We start from the raw sequence: 17,426 nt of genomic DNA, 5'->3' as shown, positions 1-17,426 counted from the left end.
GACTATGATTTATAGTATGTTCTTTTTAATAAATCGATATAATCATTGTATTCTTGATAGTAATACTTGATCTCTTCTTCTGAAAAGACAGTTGAATTTCCTAAGGAGTTTGCTTTCTGCTCCAGTTCTTTACGGTATCCTTCAAGTCCCCATTTGATTAAGTTCAGTACTTTTTCCCTTGGCAAATCTTCTCTAAATTTACTGAAGTCGATATTTTCAGTCAAAACCTTTTCCCATACTTTTTCTGATTCTTCACGTTTCTCCTGTATAACATCCGACCATTCCATATCATCTGGAGTTAAAAGAAGTTTAGATAAGAAGCTCAATTCATTGGGATAAAGATTGCTTACTTTTTGTTTGAGATCAGTTATACTTTCTAAACGATCAAAATAATCTGTTTTATCGAAATTTATCTGCATTAAATATTCATCATAAGCAATGTTAAAAGAAGTCGTAATCAGATACTGATATAGTTTTTTCTTGTTTCCAAAATAATAAAACAAAGTCCCTTTGCCAATTCTAGCTTTAGCAGCAATTTTATTTGTAGAAGCCCTTTTAAAGCCATTTTCCTCAAACTCATTATAAGCCGCTTTAAGGATAGCAGACTTTTTTCCATCTGGTAATTTATTAAACGCTTCGTTCAATACTTACTCACCTCGATCATCCTCTATAAAAACTGACCGACCTGGTCATGGTGAGAGTTTACCACTACTGACCAGGTCGGTCAATGTTTTGTAGTTTTTATTTTATAATTGAGAATCACTCACTCTTTCCATCATATTGATGCCTATACTCATAAAGAATAAGCTCATCAATAGCAAAATTCCGACAGGCTGTATTGCTTCAAGGAAACTTTTATACTGAACAGTTGCTTCAATGATTCCGTATACAGCTTGTTTGATAGGCATCCATTCTGCTACAAATAATAAAAAACGATTATCAATCACTTGTAGCGGCCAAAAAGCCCCACCTAACATGGCTGTAGAAGTTGCGACAATGGGAATCAAGACCATTAATCCTGAAGAAGTTTTTGCCATGGCGATGAGTAATATCCCTAGAGATACAATACAAAGAATAAACGATAATGTGATTAGAATTGCTACGAGATAGTTGATATTTAAATCAAGTAAAAGCATCTGACTCAATAACGTTAATAGTACTGTGATTTGCAAAACTCCTAGGCTGAAATAAAAGAAAAGATGTCCAAGATAGATTTTAGCTCTTGAAATTGGAGAAAAGATCAGTCGGTTCCAAATACCATCTCTTTTGTCTTCAAATAAATCTGTCATAAGAAAAAGAATTGAAAATATCGTGAAGTAGAAGGTCATACCTAACATGACCGATAAATTCACAATGCTATTACCAGTATCAGACAACGAGCTTACGTTTAACAATAGGTGGTCCTTAACTTCGATGACTTGTTCTGGGTTTTGCTCTTGAATGCTTCTGAGCCGATTTTCTTCACTATAAACTCTACGAAGATATTGATCCACGACAGGTAACTGCTCCGTTTCTCTTCCTACAAGAATCTGATAATTATCTTCTTCAAGTACTAATGCAAACCCATACTTATCCATTTTGATATCTTCTTCTACTTGATCTTTTTCTTTTAAATGAATACTAATCGTATCACTTTGATTCAATCTATCTAATTTATATTGTATTTGATTCTCTGATAGATTATGACTATAAGCTGCTACTTCCAACTTTTGACCACCTTGGGTGCCAGCCACTACATTGACCATCAGTATGGTCAATCCAAAAAACAATATGAGCAATAACGGGCTCTTAAGGGTTCTTTTCCATTGCATAAGAAATACAGTTATCATCTAATCTAACCTCCTTTTCGGAAACAATAGAACAGCCACGGTCAAACTGACGATACTCATGCCGATCACTCTCGCTAAAAGAGGTAAAATTTCTTGTATTTCGAACCCCATTAGTAGTTGCAAGTATGATGTCAATGTTGCACCATTAGGCGTCCAATCCCCTATCGTCTTAATCAGATCAGAAAAGTTTTCTGTCGGTGTAAAGCTACCTCCAAGAAAAGCTAGTACAGCAGTGAAAGATCCAAAGAAATTTACAATTTTAATTTCGTTTCCATATAGTGATATAGAGGTAAGCAAGCTAGTTATACTTCCTATCAATAAAGAATAAATGGCTGTTATTAATGCAATATCTAACCAAAAGGAACTGGGTCGTCCTGAAAAAATTCCGAAAACTAAATTGGAAAGGCCAAATAACAAACTTAACTGCATAAAAGCAATAAGTGAACTGGAAACCATCTTACTCATCAGGTAACTTAAAGGTGATTGATTCGAAATCATAATTCTTGCAAATACATGTGTTTCTTTTTCCCTAAAGCTACGGTTTGCTATGATTGTACTAATGCTTAAAGCGTAAAACACACCCATTCCTAGCGTATAGTATTGAAAAGCGCTGATAGGCTCTTCAGTAGAAACTGTCAGAGTTTCACCATATCGTGAGGTATCATCAATTGTTGTATCTCCAGCGAATGGAACTATGGATGTCTGAAAATTATATTCGTTAATAAAACTATCTAAAACACTAGTCAGTGTAATGGATCTAATTTGATTCGGATCTTGTGTCATCACATTAAGTTCTGTTTTTAATTCTTCCCCAAATAAAGTCGAATTCAATACAGATAAACTGAATTGGTCTGGAACATGTATAATACCGCCAATTTCGTCATTTTCTAACGCTTTCTGAGCAGAATCGATTGATTCAAAAGCTTTTAAATGAAAGAGCTCTTTTATCTCTTCTTGTTCAAACAACTGTTTCAAATGAAAGACTGGGTCTAATTCAGACGATGCTTCTAATAACTGCTGGTACTCTAAATCAGTCACATTTTCCTCATCCAGTTTTGCTTCAAAATCCGCCTTAACTGTTTCATCGTTTTGATCGTTCACAAAACCAACGATAGTTGTCTCAATAGTGTTTTCTGCACTGTTGTTCATCAGATTACCAAGAGCAAATCCTAAAATACAAATCAATAGAAAAGGTGTGAGTAGTAGTTCGATCAATTCACTTTTATTTTTTGAAAGTAAAAGAAAATCTTTTTTTATCAACTCTTTCATCGAGAACACCTCCTAATCTCTAAGTTTCCTACCTGTTAAATGTAAAAACACATCTTCAAGAGTGGGTTCTTTGACTTGGATTCCGGTTACTGTTACTTCGTGAAGAGCGGCTTGACGAAAGATGTCTACAAGGAGTTCGTCCCTTTTAGACACTATCAATCTATAACCTTTAGTTGTTTCATATAGTTGATTGACATCAGGGTGTTTTTTCAATACCTCTGCAAATTCTACTTTTTTAGTTTTCACTTCAATTTCCACAGTCTCTTCATTTGATAACAAACTCTTCAACTCTTTATTTGTACCGGAAGCCACAATTTTTCCGTCATCCATAATATAGATTCGGTCACATAATTTTTCAACTTCATCCATATAATGACTGGTATAGAGTATGGTCAAGTTATGCTCAACGTTCAGTTTACGAATCGTATCCAATATATGATTTCTAGATTGCGGGTCAATCCCTACAGTAGGTTCATCCATAATCAGAACTTCAGGATCGTGAAGAAGCGCTACCGCTAAATTAATTCGTCTTTTCATGCCACCAGAATAATTTTTCACAGGTTCTTTTTGCCGCTCTGTTAAACCAACGAGCTTTAATACCTCATCCACCTTACTGTTTAGAGCAGTTCCTTTTAGCCCATATATCTTCCCAAAGAATCGCATATTCTCGTAAGCTGACAATTCTTCATATAGTGCAATCTCTTGCGGGACGACACCTAGTACAGGTCTGATCGTGCTTGCATTTTTTAAAATATTGATATTTTTGTATTCAATCGTTCCATTATCTGGAGGTAATAGTGTTGAAATCATAGAAATAGTCGTTGATTTACCTGCTCCATTAGGACCCAACAAACCAATAGATTCTCCTTTTTCTATATACATACTTAAATGATCGACTGCAACTGTTTTTTTAAATGATTTAGATATCTCTCGTACTTCTAGCATCTTGTTCACTCCTTTCTTTATTTGTCTTTAGTATAAATAAAAAGAGACAGCAAGGTTACTGTCTCTAGTCATTAGTTTAAATGACTTTAGTCACTATATTCAGTTTGTTAACTGGTGTTTTATAGCGTAAATCGCTATCTGCGTTCGATCTCTCAATTCTAACTTCAACAAAATAGTCGATATATGATTTTTGATTGTCCCAACTGAAAGAAAAAGCGATTCTGCTATTTCATGATTGTTCATACCTTCGCCGATTCTTTTTATAATGGCTATTTCCCGTTCAGTTAACGCTTCGTCCACTTCTAACCGTTCACTCTGATGCTTCAATAAGGAGGGGACTAATTTCGCAGCTACTTGATCTTCAATGGCCAATCCTCCATTCAAAGCACTTCTAACCGACTTGATCAGCTCATCCGCATCTCCATCTTTTAATAAATACCCATTGGCACGATTTTTCAAAGCTTCCAATGCATAGTCCTGATCATTAAATGTGGTCAGCATTAATATGGTAACATCTGGCCATTTATCACGAATTCTTTTCCCTGCTTCGAGCCCGGTCATTTTCGGCATTCGAATGTCAAGTAAGATTAAATCATATCGATTTTGATCACAAAGCTCTACTGCCTGAAGATCATTTTCTGCTTGTCCAGTCACTCTGAATTCTTTGTCCGTCTCGAGCATGATTTTTAACCCTTGTCTCACTATGGTTTGGTCTTCAGCTATCAAAATATCAATCATTTTGCTTCACCTCCAGTGGGAATTGGCCAATCACAATGAAGTGATTATCATTATTTTGAATAGACAACTTCCCATCGATTCTTTCCAGACGTTCTTTCATATTGGATAAACCAAAGCCTTCTTTTACGATCACTTTTTCAGATTGAATATGTTTTACTGAAAATTTCAATTCTCTTTCCGCGATGATTTCAAAAACGATTTCAGCACGTTTTCGGTCACTATGTTTCATCATATTGGTGAGGGCCTCCTGAATCGCTCGGTAAAGTGTAACCGATTGTTCATTGTTTAACCTACTGTTCAAAACACCAGACTTCAAGGTCATTGTAAGTCTCAAATGACTTTCAGTCTCTAATTTACGAATCAGAAAAATTACAGCTTGGAGACCAGATTGTTCTTGCGACTTTAATGTACTAACAGCCTTTCGCGTATCCGAAAGGCTCATCTGAGCTAATTTCTTGAGAGCATTGAATTGTTCAGCACTTTCTTTGTTTTTAGCTTGTAAACGAGCGACTTCTAGTTGCATCAGTAAAGCAGTTAATCTATGCCCCACTGCATCATGAATTTCTCTAGCAATCTGACTTCTTTCTTCCAGGCGAATACTCTCGTCATTGAGGAATTGCTGTCGCTTGATAGAAGATAACTCATTATACATTCTAGTATTATCCAAAGATATTTTAAATCGCTGTTTCTTTTGGTTATTTAGCTGACCAATCAATAGGATAGATAAACCTACGAGTATAAGTTGATACACGATCATCTTTGAATTTAGCGCGTTAAAAGCTGGAAATAGTATGATCAAGAAACTGAGAACGATCAGACAATAGAGTATGTAAGGTTTTAAAAGCTCATAGAATTGTGCCGCAAGAATAACCAGAATCAACCAGACAAAAGGATTCAACTCCACTGAAATAAAAGTTAAGACGGTACATAAAAGTAATCCGATAAAAAACACTTTTTTCAAAAAAAGAAAAACTAATGGTATAAGATTATATCCCGCAAAAAAAAGTACTGAATAAAATAATCCTAAAACTGAACTATCTTGAAAGAAAAGTGCAGATATCCAAGTCACAGTCAAAAGTATGAAGTAGATCCAATAATTGATCAATACAACTCCTCCTAACAATTATCATAAATTCTACTATTCAAAGTATAAATCATTTTCATAAAAGACAGCAAGTGACTTTTTTCCATAAAGAATCAAATAACGTTCAATAGATGAAAAATCGTTACAAAACGATAATGTTTAGAATTTCTTCCCTTAAAATAAGGCTTAAATCTTGAAGATAGTTCCTATTTTAGTTAATATAAAAATATGAAATGTTATTTAAAGATAACATTCCCTTTTATACCATGAATTTCATTTTACTTGATTGAGAGGAGGATTTAATATGGGATTCATGAATGCTATAAAAAAGTTTTGGAAGAAACAGTCTAATCAGTCACAGCAATTCATTAAAGAAATGCCCATACTGATAGAAAAGGCTCGTCTTCCATTATCGATTGAATATAAAATCCACTTAACCGCAAAAGAGTTAACTTCTAATCAAGATACTATAAATACAATTACATCTAAAATTATAGAAAACGATCCTAATAAAAGAAAGTATGCTGGTAAAAGCGCTCAAGAATTTAAAAAGTCTGCTAATAAAATCTTTAAATATGAGAGTTATCGCACTCAAAACGTTAAAATAGTGCCCAGTAACGCTGACAGATTAGACATCTATATAGATGATATATTTTTGGGTAAACTACCTATTGAATATACTAAAAATACGTTATCTTATTTGCAATCCACAATTGTTGCTAATTTTGCCTATATCAAAGGTGGACCTTATAAGTACTATAATTTTGAAAGTGAACAAATCATCAAAGATTATGAACCCTTTGATCTCAGTATCTATATCCAATTCAGTTAATCCTTTTCAAAAAGCCGACCAAAATGGTCGGTTTTTTTATGTTCTAATCTTAACCAAACAAAAAAGCTTCGAGCAATTCGCTCGAAGCTTTGATATTACTTAATTCTATCTGACATCATCGCTTTCATAAACATCCAGACACCGCTGTTTAATTTCAATTCTTCTCGTTCTTCTTCTGTAACGTTTAAACGAATCTGTTCATCTCTTCCACTTAAAGCTTTACTTGCCCAATGCGGATCAGATAATAACACTCTACCTAATGCGACAAATTCACTATGCTCCAATGCTTCTTTCGCGTCAGCGCTGTTTCGAATGTCTCCTACACTGATTAGAGGGACTCTTCCAGCAATTTTATCATGCATTTGTTGTAGAATCGTTTTTTCTCTAACTTCGTCAAATTTAGAAAATTGTCTGAAATCACCGAGTGAGATGTGTAGGTAATCTAATTTTTTGTCGGCTAAATGATCTACCAGATATAATGTGTCGTCAATGCGAATACCAGGGTTCTCGTATTCTTCAGGTGAAAATCTATAACCGACGATAAAAGGTTCTGTTGTTTCATTATCGACTGTCTCGATAATTTCATCTACAAGTCTATCTACAAAGTGGAATCTTTTCTCAAGACTTCCTCCCCATTTGTCATCACGTCTATTGGAATGCGGAGAAAAGAATTGTTGGATTAAATAAGTATTCGCTCCGTGGATCTCAATTCCGTCAAATCCAGCTCTAATTGCTCGAATAGCCGCTGCTTTGAAGTCTTCAATCACCTGAACCACTTCTTCATCAGACAGTGATCTTGGTTCAATAGCTTCTGGTCTCAGTGCTTTAACAGCACTTGCAGAGACGGGTTGTTCTCCTCTTAATGCAGAACTAGGAGACATTCTACCACCATGGAAAATCTGTAAAATAGCTTTTGTTCCAGATTTCTTTATAGAAGAAGCTAACTTGGCTAGTCCAGGTATGTGCTGATCATCGTGTACACCCAATTCTCCTTCCCAGCCTTTTCCAATAGCCTGAACATTGGCTGCAGCCGTGATTACAGCGCCTAATTCTCCACTTCGAAGTGCATAATAAGCCAATTCATTATCCGTTATTGTGCCATCAAAGAAGCTCATCATATTGGTCATTGGTGCCATAATTGCTCTATTTTTTAATGTAACGCCACGCTTAAGTTGTACTGAATCTCCTAAATTGTTCATAAAAACTTCCTCTCACTTTTTATTCTACTTACTTATTGTAACTGCTTGTACAAATAAACACAATAGTAGTGACTCATTAACTAATTCCAAAAAAAAGCTTGTTCCAATTTCAGAACAAGCTTTTTATAGTATTCGTTATCTATTGTTAAACTTTTTCAGGATAGACTTCTTGAACAGTCTTTTCAGGGTCAACGACGATGTATAACTTATCATTACTAGATACAAGACTAGATTGATATTCATTATCGTGCCCATCACTATCAACTGCTTTATAAGGGAAATAGATACGATCTTTCTCCGTACACAGTTCCTTTTGTCCATTGGAATTATCTCTGTATAAGATTTCCATCATTTCGATATCCTGAAATTTCTTAACACGGTCAAACATCCCTGCTTCTAGTCCGCCTAAATTAATATCTGAAGAATTAACCGCATCTGCTTCTCTATCGATCTCTATTTTCAATGATTCACAAGGATGAATTTCTTGAAAATCGTCTTTTCCGATTCTTCCATAACTTGTTGTAACTTGCTTGATCCATAAATCCCCAATATGTTTTCTTTCAATCGTCCATGTTTCACCATTTCTAAATACAAATTTCAACGCTGACATCATTTTTTTCATTTTTAATTCCTCCTCTTCTATTTGTGAATAGTTTAACAAATAATAATAAAAAAATAAAGCTTAATTATCTATTATATTTGAAATAATTATGGTTTTTTACATTTTTATGTATTTTTGTTCACAAATAAAGCGGAATAAAAAGACTGAAAACCACTTCAGCCTTTTTGTCTGTATTTTTAACGACCAACATTCCATCCACCGTCTATAACTAACGATGTACCTTGCATGTAATTTGACTCATCTGAGGCTAGGAAAGTAGCTGCAGACGCAATTTCTTCTGGTTTACCCGCTCTTTGGTCAGGAATATCTTTGAGTCTTTCGTCATCGATACCTTCTGTCATTGGTGTCACAACAAATCCTGGTGCTAACAAGTTAACTTTAACACCTTTGCGACCAAAGTCATAGGCCAACTGTTTAGTAAATCCTTCTAAAGCATGTTTAGATGTTACGTATGTTGATCCCCCAGGGCCTGCTACAAAGGTTGCTTGTGAGCCTACATTGATAATGGTACCTTGCCCTTTTTCAATAAAGATTGGTAGAACGGCTTTTGAAGCTAAATAAGGTCCTTTAACATTCACATCCATGATTTTATCATAATCAGATTCATCAGTATCCAGAATAGTTTTGTAGCTATCGTGGATTCCAGCGCCATTATAAAGAACATCAATTGTTCCGTAAATATCTAAAATTTCTTGAACAACTTTATTGATTTCGTTAAAATCTGTTGTATCTGTATGCTTGTAGATTGCTTCATTATTCTGTTCTTTTATTTCATTTACGATACGGTTTCCTTTATCCTCGTTTCTACCTCCGACGATTACTTTAGCCCCTTCTTTAGCAAATTTCTTTGCTGTGGCTTCACCGATTCCAGAAGTTCCTCCGATTACAAAAGCTACTTTATTTTCTAATTTCATTTTTTAGGTCTCCTTTGTTTTATTCTGAAATTAGCTTAACGATAATATTCTATAAAATCAAAGAAAACACTCTGCATGAAAAAGCACATACCTATAGAAAGATATGTGCTTTTTCCTATTCGTTTAATTCTGAATATTTCAATAATCTATTGATATGAACAGCAAGATACGTTAGTTCATCTTTTGGGATTGGTTTATGATGGACTTCTTGCATATATTCTTTGATTTTAAAAGAAATATTCATAGATTCCGGATACAACGTCGAAATTTGCTCAAATAACTCTTCAGCTGTCTCTTCCATCAATTTGTCTGACAAATATCGTTCTACGAAGAATTTAACGTGTGTGATAAATCGATTATAATGGATTGAATCTGTCTGAAGATTAGCTTTTAGATTATAGCGAACTAGATTCACAATACTTCCTAGCATTTTAGCCACTTTCATACTGTCTGCGTTTTCATTATCAGAACTTTGTGCATTAATCAGATGGAAAGCAATATTGGCTGATTCTTCTTTAGGCAATTCGACTTCAAGTTTTTCATTAATGAGTTTTCTAGCGTATTCACCGACTAGAAATTCTTTAGGATAGTAACTTTTCACTTCCCAATAAACACGATTTGATATATTCATACCTTTTTGAGCACGTTCCACTGCAAAATGCATATGATCCATTAGTGTAAAGTAAATACTTTGCTGTAATTCTGTATCTAAGTGAACTTTGGAATACTCAATGATCTCTTGAACCATATTTAAATAAACTTCAGGAATATTACTGAGCAATTCAAGCACTTGCTGCATACGAATATTTTCGGCTGAAAAGAATACTTGATCTACTTTTGATTGATCAACAGAGTCTCCCGGCTTCGCTCCAAATCCAATGCCTTTTCCAAATACAACAATTTCTTTTCCATCTTTTTCAATGAGTACGACACTCGTGTTCAATACCTTTTTTATTAATGCCAATCTAATCCCCCTTCCTCAGACAACTTCATTTTTTATTATAGTTGGCTACCATTCGTTTCAATTATGTCTTTATACCAGTAAAAAGAATCTTTTTTAATTCTATCATACGTCCCATTTCCTTCATCATCTGCATCAACATAAATGAAACCGTAACGCTTAGACATTTGAGAAGTACTTGCACTTACAATGTCGATTGCACCCCAACTTGTATAGGCAATAAGGTCAACACCTTCATTAATAGCATCTTTCATAGCTTTGAAGTGACTTTCAAAGTAAGCGATTCTATATGGATCATGGATTTCTCCATCTACTATTTCATCTTTTGCGCCCATACCGTTTTCTACAATCATCAATGGAACATTGTAGCGATCATATAATTCTAGTAATGAAATTTTCAGTCCTTGTGAATCAATTTGCCATCCCCAATCAGTTGATTCAAGGTAAGGATTCTTCACTCCTAAAACTGTATTACCAGGTGTACGTTCAGCATTCTTGTCACCAGACTCTGTCATAGACATATAGTAACTAAACGAAACGAAATCTACAGTGTGCTCTTTCATAACTTCCAGATCGCCTTCAGCAAACTCTAGTGAAATCCCTCTTAATTCAAGATCTCTCAAAATCAATTTAGGATATTCTCCGAAGACTTGTACATCTGCGTAGAAATTATTTTCCAAATTCTTTTTAAGTGTCAATTCAACATCTGTTGGATGACATGTTCTAGGATACGTTGTTAGTTTAGTGATCATACAACCTACTTGGCTATCTTTAATAATCTCGTGGCAATCTTTAGTCACCATAGCAGAAGCTACGAACTGATGATGTAGTGCTTGATACGTTTCTTGTTCTGCTTTCCCGGGTGCGCACTGGTCAACCAAAATTCCTGCGGTAGTGAAAGGGTGTCTATGAATACTATCGATTTCATTAAAGGTTAACCAGTATTTTACTAGATTTTTATATCTTTTAAAACAAACTTTTGAGAATCTAACAAAATCATCAACCACTCGTCTATCTACCCAACCATTATACTTCAAACTGAGAGATAACGGCATTTCGTAATGAGATAACGTAACGATTGGTTCAATGTTTAAACGTTTCATTTCAGTAAATAAATCGTCATAGAATTGAAGTCCCTTCTCGTTAGGCTCCAGTTCTTCTCCAGTTGGAAAAATTCTAGACCATGCAATGGATACTCTCAATGTTTTGAAACCCATTTCTGCAAATAATGCTAAATCCTCTTTATAGCGGTGATAGAAATCAATTCCTCTTCTTTTAGGGTAAACACTCTCCGATTTATCTGCAGCAGCTTTCTCCACTGTTTCAAGATTGATACTCATGTGTGCTGCGTAGTCTTTAACATCTACTTTCGGTTTATAGGTAGCAATATCTGCAACTGACAATCCTTTGCCATCAACATTCCATGCACCTTCTGCTTGATTGGCGGCAATTGCGCCACCCCACATAAACCCTTCTGGAAATCCTTTATTCATTTTCATTATCCTCCTATTGGTGATACTGTCATTACAGATTGTTGTGTTGATACTGATTCATTCGTAACATCTTGTGATACAGCGAAATCATCTTGATTTGTTACAACAGAGATAACCGTTGTATCGAATCCTGCTGCTTCTATAGCTTGAATATCAAAAGTAACCAGTAAGTCTCCTGCTGAAACATTCTCTCCTTTATTAACATGCGCTTCGAAATGGTTTCCATCTAGCTGAACTGTATCAATACCGATATGGAATAAAACTTCTGCACCATTAGTCATTTCCATTCCAACTGCATGTTTTGTTTCAAATACCATACTAATAGTGCCATCTGCTGGTGCTCTTAACTCGCCGATCGATGGCTTAACACCAAATCCTGCTCCGACCATTCCTTTAGAAAATACTTCATCATTAACTTCTGATAATGGAATAATTGTACCTTCTACAGGACTATTCATCATTTCTGATCTGCGTTGACCAGAGTTAAATATTTCTTTTTCTTCTTCAACTTGCTTAACTTCGTCTTTCCATAAAATCAATACTGCTATAAATGACAGACAAAGTGACAGTGCAAAAGTTACAAATGCCCAGGTAAGATTCATTGGATTATCTGGACTAGCAAACATTGTAATACTAGCTAAACCTGGTCCTACTAATGCGAATGCTTCAACGGCCATGATTCCGATAAACGACCCACTGATCAAACTACTAATGATAACACTATATAAGACACGTTTATGAAGGATCGTTACACCGTATAATGCCGGTTCAGTAATGCCGAAGAACGCGGAAATACCAGCAGAGATCGCAGTCGCTCTCAACTTTTCGTCTTTTGTTTTGATTGCTACTGCAAAGCAAGCGCCTGATTCTGAGATGTTATGAGCTAGAGAAGCTGGTAAATATAAGACTTCGCGCCCAATCCCACTCATTGAAGATACTGCATAAGGAATCATGGCTTTGTGCATTCCTGTAACAACCATAAAAGGTAATACTGCAGCTAATAGACCTGTTGCTACCCAACCTACATTACCGTAAATAAACAGAATTAAAGCTGATAATTGTTCACCAACTAAGTAACCTATCGGTCCTAGGAATAATAGCGTTACACTTACTGAAATCGCTAAAGACATTAATGGAACAAAGAAGATACGAATCGCTTTAGGCGAGATTTTTGTAAAGAATTTTTCTAGAACTGCATAAAATAGTACTAGTAAAAGTGCTGGAAATACTTGAGAAGAATACGCTATTTCTTGAATTGGTAATCCAAACAAACTTGTACCTTCACTAAGTAAGGTTGTCATACCTGGTAGTAATAATGCCCCTACCGCAGAAGCAGCGACTACTGGGTTAACTTTCAGCTTATTTGCTGCAGTTATCGCAACGATAACTGGTAAAAAGTAAAGAGGTGCTGATCCGATTGAGTCTAGTACTTGATAGGTTTGTGATTCTGGGTTCATCCAGCCAAACATGTTAAATAAAAGTAATAATGACTTGAGAACGCCCCCGCCGGCTACGGCTGGTATAGTTGGCTGAAAAACTCCAATAATAAAATCAAGAACTACTGCATTCCATTTTTGTTTTGGACCACCTTGCTTTTCTCCAGAGCTCGCTAAATCTCCAACAATTTCTTTAACCTTGTCGTAAACTTCTACTACTTCGTTACCAATTATGACTTGCATTTGAACATTTTTACGAACACCCATTACACCGTCAATTAATTCAAGTTTGTCCATATTCGCTTTACTATCATCTTTCAAAGTAAATCTCAATCTTGTCGAACAATGCTCTAAGTGAGCTATATTGTCTTTCCCACCAATATTCTCAACAACTTCACTAGCAGTTTTTTTGTAATCCATGTTGACATCTCCCTATTTTGAATTTTGTTTACCTGGCCTCGGTAAACAAAAAAGACAGGACATAATGATAGAATCCCCCTAAAGATAAACTTCGGGTATCTAGATCATTAGGTCCTGCCTGCATTACCAGTCACATGCCTGTTATTTAAACTTACTATATCATCAAGTTTTGGAAACGTCAACATTATTTTTATATTTTTTAAGAATGTCCTTTTCAGATACTCCTAATCTCTCACTTGCTTAGAGCATCCACTGCTAGTATAGCATTAGCAACTTGTTCCGCAGTAATTTGTGGATCAAGATTTTCCATTGTCTCACCATCGGCTGTTGCTAGCTTTCCAACCTCGATTAAGTCTTCAAATGAGGTATCTGTTAAATGCATATCTTCTAGTGTCGTCGGCATATCAATTTGATTATAGAAATCGATGTACTTTTTAATTTCTGATTCTGTTTTTCTTTCAAGAACGAGTTGAACAAGTGTACCATAAGCCACTTTTTCACCGTGTGTCAAATCGTGAATGTCTCCGTGTAAAGCAGTGAAACCATTATGAATGGCGTGTGCTCCTGCTAATCCACCATTTTCAAATCCTAGACCTGAAAGCAGTGTGTTTGCTTCTACAATAGCTTCGACTGCTGGTGTAACAATACCTTCTTTAGCAGCTTTGTAAGCACTCAATCCATGTTCAAATAAGGTTTTTTCTGCCATTTCCGCAATGGCCTGAGAAGCTAGTGTCGGTTTTCCACCGGCCATCGTATCCCCATTTCTTTTAAGTGTTGCTTTAACTTCGACTAATGTAGCCATCGCATCACAAATACCCGAAGCAAATAGACGGATAGGTGCATTCACGACAATTGCCGTATCAATGAGTACGAGTTCAGGATTTTTGTCGTAAAATTTATATCCTTCAAATACGCCGTCATCAGAATAAATAACGGAAAGTGCACTTGTCGGTGCATCCGTTGAGGCAGTTGTAGGTACAATTACTACAGGCACACCTAATTCATCAGAAACAGCTTTAACAGTATCTAATGTCTTTCCTCCACCTACACCAATAACTAGGTCAGCGGACTGTTCTTTACCCGCATCTGCTAAACGGTCAATCTCTTTTGTAGAAGCTTCGCCGTTAAACTGCTCAAAGTGATACTCCGACTCAGAGCCTTCAAAACTAGCTTCTATTGATTCTTGTGTAATATCCCAGACAACTTCATCTGCGATTAGTAAGGGTTGTTTACCAATTGCTTCTGTTTCCTTAGCCAGTTCTTCAATAACACCTGCGCCTTGGATATATCTGCTTGGTGATCTAAATACATACTTTGTCATATGATTACCCCTTTCAATTTTTATTGCAGTTTCACTTTAACAGAACAGAAATTGTATTCAAAGCAATAGCACCACGATTTTATTACTTTTTAAAAATCGCTAACATCGACACTTATTTTTTTAAAAAAACTTACCTCTAATTGAACTAAGGTAAGTCTTTCAAAATTAATCTACAGCCGTGATTTCAACCATTTTACTTTGGTAATCACCATGTAAATCGTGGTTAATATAAATCCCTCTATACATTAATTCATCACCATAATAGGTTTCTCCGTTATGACTCAGAAGGTATTTCTGGTCTGGTTTTAATCCCACTACCCTGATTTGATCAAATGAATCATTGGCTCTAGCCATTGTTTGATAGAAGAACAAGACCGCTTGTGTCTGTTCTTCATTTGTAAACATCCAAGCAGCTTTATGATTCTTATCAAACGGACTGATCAATCTAGAGAAGCGACCGTACTGAATCAATTTTCTATGTTTTTTGTACCACTCAATTTGATCTTTCACTTCAAACTTCTCATCAGAAGAAAGTTCTGTAAGGTCTAATTCATAGCCTAGATTTCCAGCCATAGCAGCATGCCCTCTCATTTCCATTGAAATTGAGCGACCTACTTGGTGATTAGGCGTAGCAGAAACATGAGCACCCATACTACTGATTGGCATGACTAAACTTGTACCATATTGAATATCCAGTCTAGAAGCAGCATCCGTGTTATCGCTCGTCCAAGTTTGTGGCATATAGTAAAGCATGCCTGGATCGTATCTTCCACCGCCTCCAGAACAACTTTCCCATAAAATGTCAGGGTGCTCAGTTGTTAGGGTTTCAAGCACCTCGTACAATCCAAGGATGTAGCGATGTAAAATTTCACCATCTCTTACAGAAGCATTTCTGGAACCAATCTCCGACATATTTCGATTGAAATCCCATTTAATATAATCGATCGGTACGTCGCTTAATACGGTTCTCATCTGATTCAATACATTTTCTCTGACTTCTGATCGACTAAAATCTAAGACATATTGATTTCTGCTGACTGATGATTGTCTGTTTTTAGCACCAAGAATCCAATCAGGATGTTCCCGGTACAGATCGCTATCTTCAGAAATCATTTCTGGTTCAAACCATAGACCAAATTTCAACCCTTTATTATGAGTATAATCAGATAAACCTTTTAAGCCATTTGGAAGTTTTTCTTTATACTCTTTCCAGTCACCAAGCGATGTCGTATCGTCATCTCTTTTACCGAACCAGCCATCATCTAAAACGAATAATTCCACACCTGATAAAGCTGCTTCATCAATTAAAGCATGCAACTTTTCTTCATTGAAATCAAAATAAGTAGCTTCCCAGTTGTTGATGAGTACTGGCCTTTCTTCTTTTTTGTACTTAGAGCGAATCAGTTGATTTTGATAAAAGCGGTGATACTCTTGACTCATTCCATTCAATCCATCTGCGCTATAAACCATCACTGTTTCAGGCGTTTGAAAAACTTCTCCTGATTTCACTTCCCAGTTAAAGTGTTCAGGATTAATACCCATTTGGACACGAGTCTGATTGTACTCATCTACTTCAATATTGCTGACGAATTCCCCCGTGTAAACAAGATGTACACCGAATACTTCCCCAGTATGTTCCGTAGTATCCGGATCTACTAAGGCCACAAATGGTTGATAATTGTGGCTAGTCGTTCCTCTCTTAGAGTCTGCCTTTGTTACGCCTCTATTTAATTTGTGACGAATGAGTTCTCTCTCTCTTGCCCAAGATCCGGATAATTGAATCAAATCAAATTTAGAATGTGAAAAGTCCATCGACATACTGAGTGCTTTATCCAAGAAGATACTTTCTGAGTTTAAGTTGACGAATTCAGTTGATCTGACAATAACGCCATAATCAGAAAAAATCGTATAATTTAAAATGATTTGAACTTTATTAGCAGCATCTTCTAATGTGATTTTCAACGTTTGCGCCTGTTCATCAGTTTCTGTGAACGATTGTGGCAATCCGTCAAGGTCTGGTTTTCCATCAATGATCTCATGGCCTTTATAATTAAACTGACTGACATAAGAACCGTCTGAAAAATTAATTTGATAACTGGATTCTCTGAAGTCACCGTTATCATTCCCGGAGTATTCTAGCAACTGATGATTCAAAGAAAATGCACGTTGCTCTGCATCTATCGGATTCGTTCCAAAAGCTCGACCGATGATTGGATAATCTCCTCTAAATGTATCCCCTCTTAGTTTCTTTCCAAAATACCGATGGGCTAAAAAGCGTTGTTCTTCAATTGAAATTTGATAACTAATATCTGCGTTCGATAAATTAAATACTCGATTTTTCTCATTAAAATGAATCATTAATT

15 protein-coding genes are annotated in these 17,426 nt (G+C 35.8%); 1 reads left to right on the top strand and 14 read right to left on the bottom strand.

Annotation, left to right across the window (positions count from 1 at the left end; translation table 11 throughout):
• Nucleotides 1–2 precede the first annotated feature (2 nt).
• The 6 genes from LG377_RS06255 to LG377_RS06230 form a co-directional block, all read right to left on the bottom strand.
• Nucleotides 3–644 carry a TetR/AcrR family transcriptional regulator gene (locus LG377_RS06255; protein WP_225743819.1) on the bottom strand — a complete coding sequence of 214 codons (642 nt, stop codon included), beginning with the start codon at nucleotides 642–644 and terminating at the stop codon, nucleotides 3–5.
• Between the two features lie 102 nt (nucleotides 645–746).
• A complete protein-coding gene (locus LG377_RS06250) occupies nucleotides 747–1,829 on the bottom strand; it encodes an ABC transporter permease (protein ID WP_225743818.1) in 1,083 nt (360 codons plus the stop codon).
• Complete coding sequence (locus LG377_RS06245; RefSeq protein ID WP_225743817.1) at nucleotides 1,830–3,098, bottom strand: ABC transporter permease; 1,269 nt, start codon at nucleotides 3,096–3,098, stop codon at nucleotides 1,830–1,832.
• A 12-nt stretch (nucleotides 3,099–3,110) separates the two neighbouring features.
• Nucleotides 3,111–4,043, bottom strand: a complete 933-nt coding sequence (locus LG377_RS06240) for an ABC transporter ATP-binding protein (RefSeq protein WP_225743816.1) — start codon at nucleotides 4,041–4,043, stop codon at nucleotides 3,111–3,113.
• A gap of 99 nt (nucleotides 4,044–4,142) precedes the next feature.
• Nucleotides 4,143–4,781: a response regulator transcription factor gene (locus tag LG377_RS06235; RefSeq protein WP_225743815.1), complete on the bottom strand. Its 639-nt coding sequence runs from the start codon at nucleotides 4,779–4,781 to the stop codon at nucleotides 4,143–4,145.
• Nucleotides 4,774–5,886, bottom strand: a complete 1,113-nt coding sequence (locus LG377_RS06230) for a sensor histidine kinase (RefSeq protein WP_225743814.1) — start codon at nucleotides 5,884–5,886, stop codon at nucleotides 4,774–4,776. The genes LG377_RS06235 and LG377_RS06230 overlap by 8 nt, the downstream gene beginning before the upstream one ends.
• A 283-nt stretch (nucleotides 5,887–6,169) precedes the next feature.
• On the opposite strand from LG377_RS06230, the gene LG377_RS06225 reads away from it, so the two are divergent.
• A complete protein-coding gene (locus LG377_RS06225; protein WP_225743813.1) occupies nucleotides 6,170–6,697 on the top strand; it encodes a hypothetical protein in 528 nt (175 codons plus the stop codon).
• A gap of 95 nt (nucleotides 6,698–6,792) precedes the next feature.
• On the opposite strand, the gene LG377_RS06220 is transcribed toward LG377_RS06225, so the two are convergent.
• The 8 genes from LG377_RS06220 to LG377_RS06185 form a co-directional block, all read right to left on the bottom strand.
• On the bottom strand, nucleotides 6,793–7,896 hold the full coding sequence (locus LG377_RS06220; protein ID WP_225743812.1) for an NADH-dependent flavin oxidoreductase: 1,104 nt from the start codon (nucleotides 7,894–7,896) through the stop codon (nucleotides 6,793–6,795).
• A gap of 145 nt (nucleotides 7,897–8,041) precedes the next feature.
• A complete protein-coding gene (locus LG377_RS06215; protein ID WP_225743811.1) occupies nucleotides 8,042–8,518 on the bottom strand; it encodes a hypothetical protein in 477 nt (158 codons plus the stop codon).
• Between the two features lie 176 nt (nucleotides 8,519–8,694).
• Nucleotides 8,695–9,432 (bottom strand): SDR family NAD(P)-dependent oxidoreductase, encoded by a 738-nt coding sequence (locus LG377_RS06210; RefSeq protein ID WP_225743810.1) that lies wholly within the window; start codon nucleotides 9,430–9,432, stop codon nucleotides 8,695–8,697.
• 115 nt (nucleotides 9,433–9,547) lie between these two features.
• The gene (locus LG377_RS06205; RefSeq protein WP_225743809.1) at nucleotides 9,548–10,396 is read right to left on the bottom strand and encodes a PRD domain-containing protein; all 849 of its coding nucleotides are present in this window, start codon (nucleotides 10,394–10,396) and stop codon (nucleotides 9,548–9,550) included.
• A gap of 35 nt (nucleotides 10,397–10,431) precedes the next feature.
• Nucleotides 10,432–11,892, bottom strand: a complete 1,461-nt coding sequence (locus LG377_RS06200; RefSeq protein ID WP_225743808.1) for a glycoside hydrolase family 1 protein — start codon at nucleotides 11,890–11,892, stop codon at nucleotides 10,432–10,434.
• Nucleotides 11,892–13,742 carry a beta-glucoside-specific PTS transporter subunit IIABC gene (locus LG377_RS06195; RefSeq protein ID WP_225743807.1) on the bottom strand — a complete coding sequence of 617 codons (1,851 nt, stop codon included), beginning with the start codon at nucleotides 13,740–13,742 and terminating at the stop codon, nucleotides 11,892–11,894. The genes LG377_RS06200 and LG377_RS06195 overlap by 1 nt, the downstream gene beginning before the upstream one ends.
• A 232-nt stretch (nucleotides 13,743–13,974) precedes the next feature.
• Entirely contained in the window at nucleotides 13,975–15,063 is a 1,089-nt protein-coding gene (locus LG377_RS06190) for a glycerol dehydrogenase (protein ID WP_225743806.1), read from the bottom strand.
• Nucleotides 15,064–15,228: 165 nt separating this feature from the next.
• Nucleotides 15,229–17,421 (bottom strand): alpha-galactosidase, encoded by a 2,193-nt coding sequence (locus LG377_RS06185; protein WP_225743805.1) that lies wholly within the window; start codon nucleotides 17,419–17,421, stop codon nucleotides 15,229–15,231.
• Nucleotides 17,422–17,426 lie beyond the last annotated feature (5 nt).

The sequence above is a fragment of the Marinilactibacillus sp. Marseille-P9653 genome, from assembly GCF_916618885.1.
GTDB lineage: Bacteria > Bacillota > Bacilli > Lactobacillales > Carnobacteriaceae_A > Marinilactibacillus.
Note: the sequence above shows the minus strand (reverse complement) of the source record. Positions and strands in the feature narration are given on the sequence as shown.

What these genes read in the sequence shown, in the direction of transcription:
- LG377_RS06250 (WP_225743818.1), bottom strand. Translation starts at nt 1,829, where the DNA reads ATGATAACTGTATTTCTTATGCAATGGAAAAGAACCCTTAAGAGCCCG.
- LG377_RS06235 (WP_225743815.1), bottom strand. Translation starts at nt 4,781, where the DNA reads ATGATTGATATTTTGATAGCTGAAGACCAAACCATAGTGAGACAAGGG.
- LG377_RS06195 (WP_225743807.1), bottom strand. Translation starts at nt 13,742, where the DNA reads ATGGATTACAAAAAAACTGCTAGTGAAGTTGTTGAGAATATTGGTGGG.
- LG377_RS06245 (WP_225743817.1), bottom strand. Translation starts at nt 3,098, where the DNA reads ATGAAAGAGTTGATAAAAAAAGATTTTCTTTTACTTTCAAAAAATAAA.
- LG377_RS06200 (WP_225743808.1), bottom strand. Translation starts at nt 11,892, where the DNA reads ATGAAAATGAATAAAGGATTTCCAGAAGGGTTTATGTGGGGTGGCGCA.
- LG377_RS06210 (WP_225743810.1), bottom strand. Translation starts at nt 9,432, where the DNA reads ATGAAATTAGAAAATAAAGTAGCTTTTGTAATCGGAGGAACTTCTGGA.
- LG377_RS06240 (WP_225743816.1), bottom strand. Translation starts at nt 4,043, where the DNA reads ATGCTAGAAGTACGAGAGATATCTAAATCATTTAAAAAAACAGTTGCA.
- LG377_RS06185 (WP_225743805.1), bottom strand. Translation starts at nt 17,421, where the DNA reads ATGATTCATTTTAATGAGAAAAATCGAGTATTTAATTTATCGAACGCA.
- LG377_RS06190 (WP_225743806.1), bottom strand. Translation starts at nt 15,063, where the DNA reads ATGACAAAGTATGTATTTAGATCACCAAGCAGATATATCCAAGGCGCA.
- LG377_RS06215 (WP_225743811.1), bottom strand. Translation starts at nt 8,518, where the DNA reads ATGAAAAAAATGATGTCAGCGTTGAAATTTGTATTTAGAAATGGTGAA.
- LG377_RS06225 (WP_225743813.1), top strand. Translation starts at nt 6,170, where the DNA reads ATGGGATTCATGAATGCTATAAAAAAGTTTTGGAAGAAACAGTCTAAT.
- LG377_RS06220 (WP_225743812.1), bottom strand. Translation starts at nt 7,896, where the DNA reads ATGAACAATTTAGGAGATTCAGTACAACTTAAGCGTGGCGTTACATTA.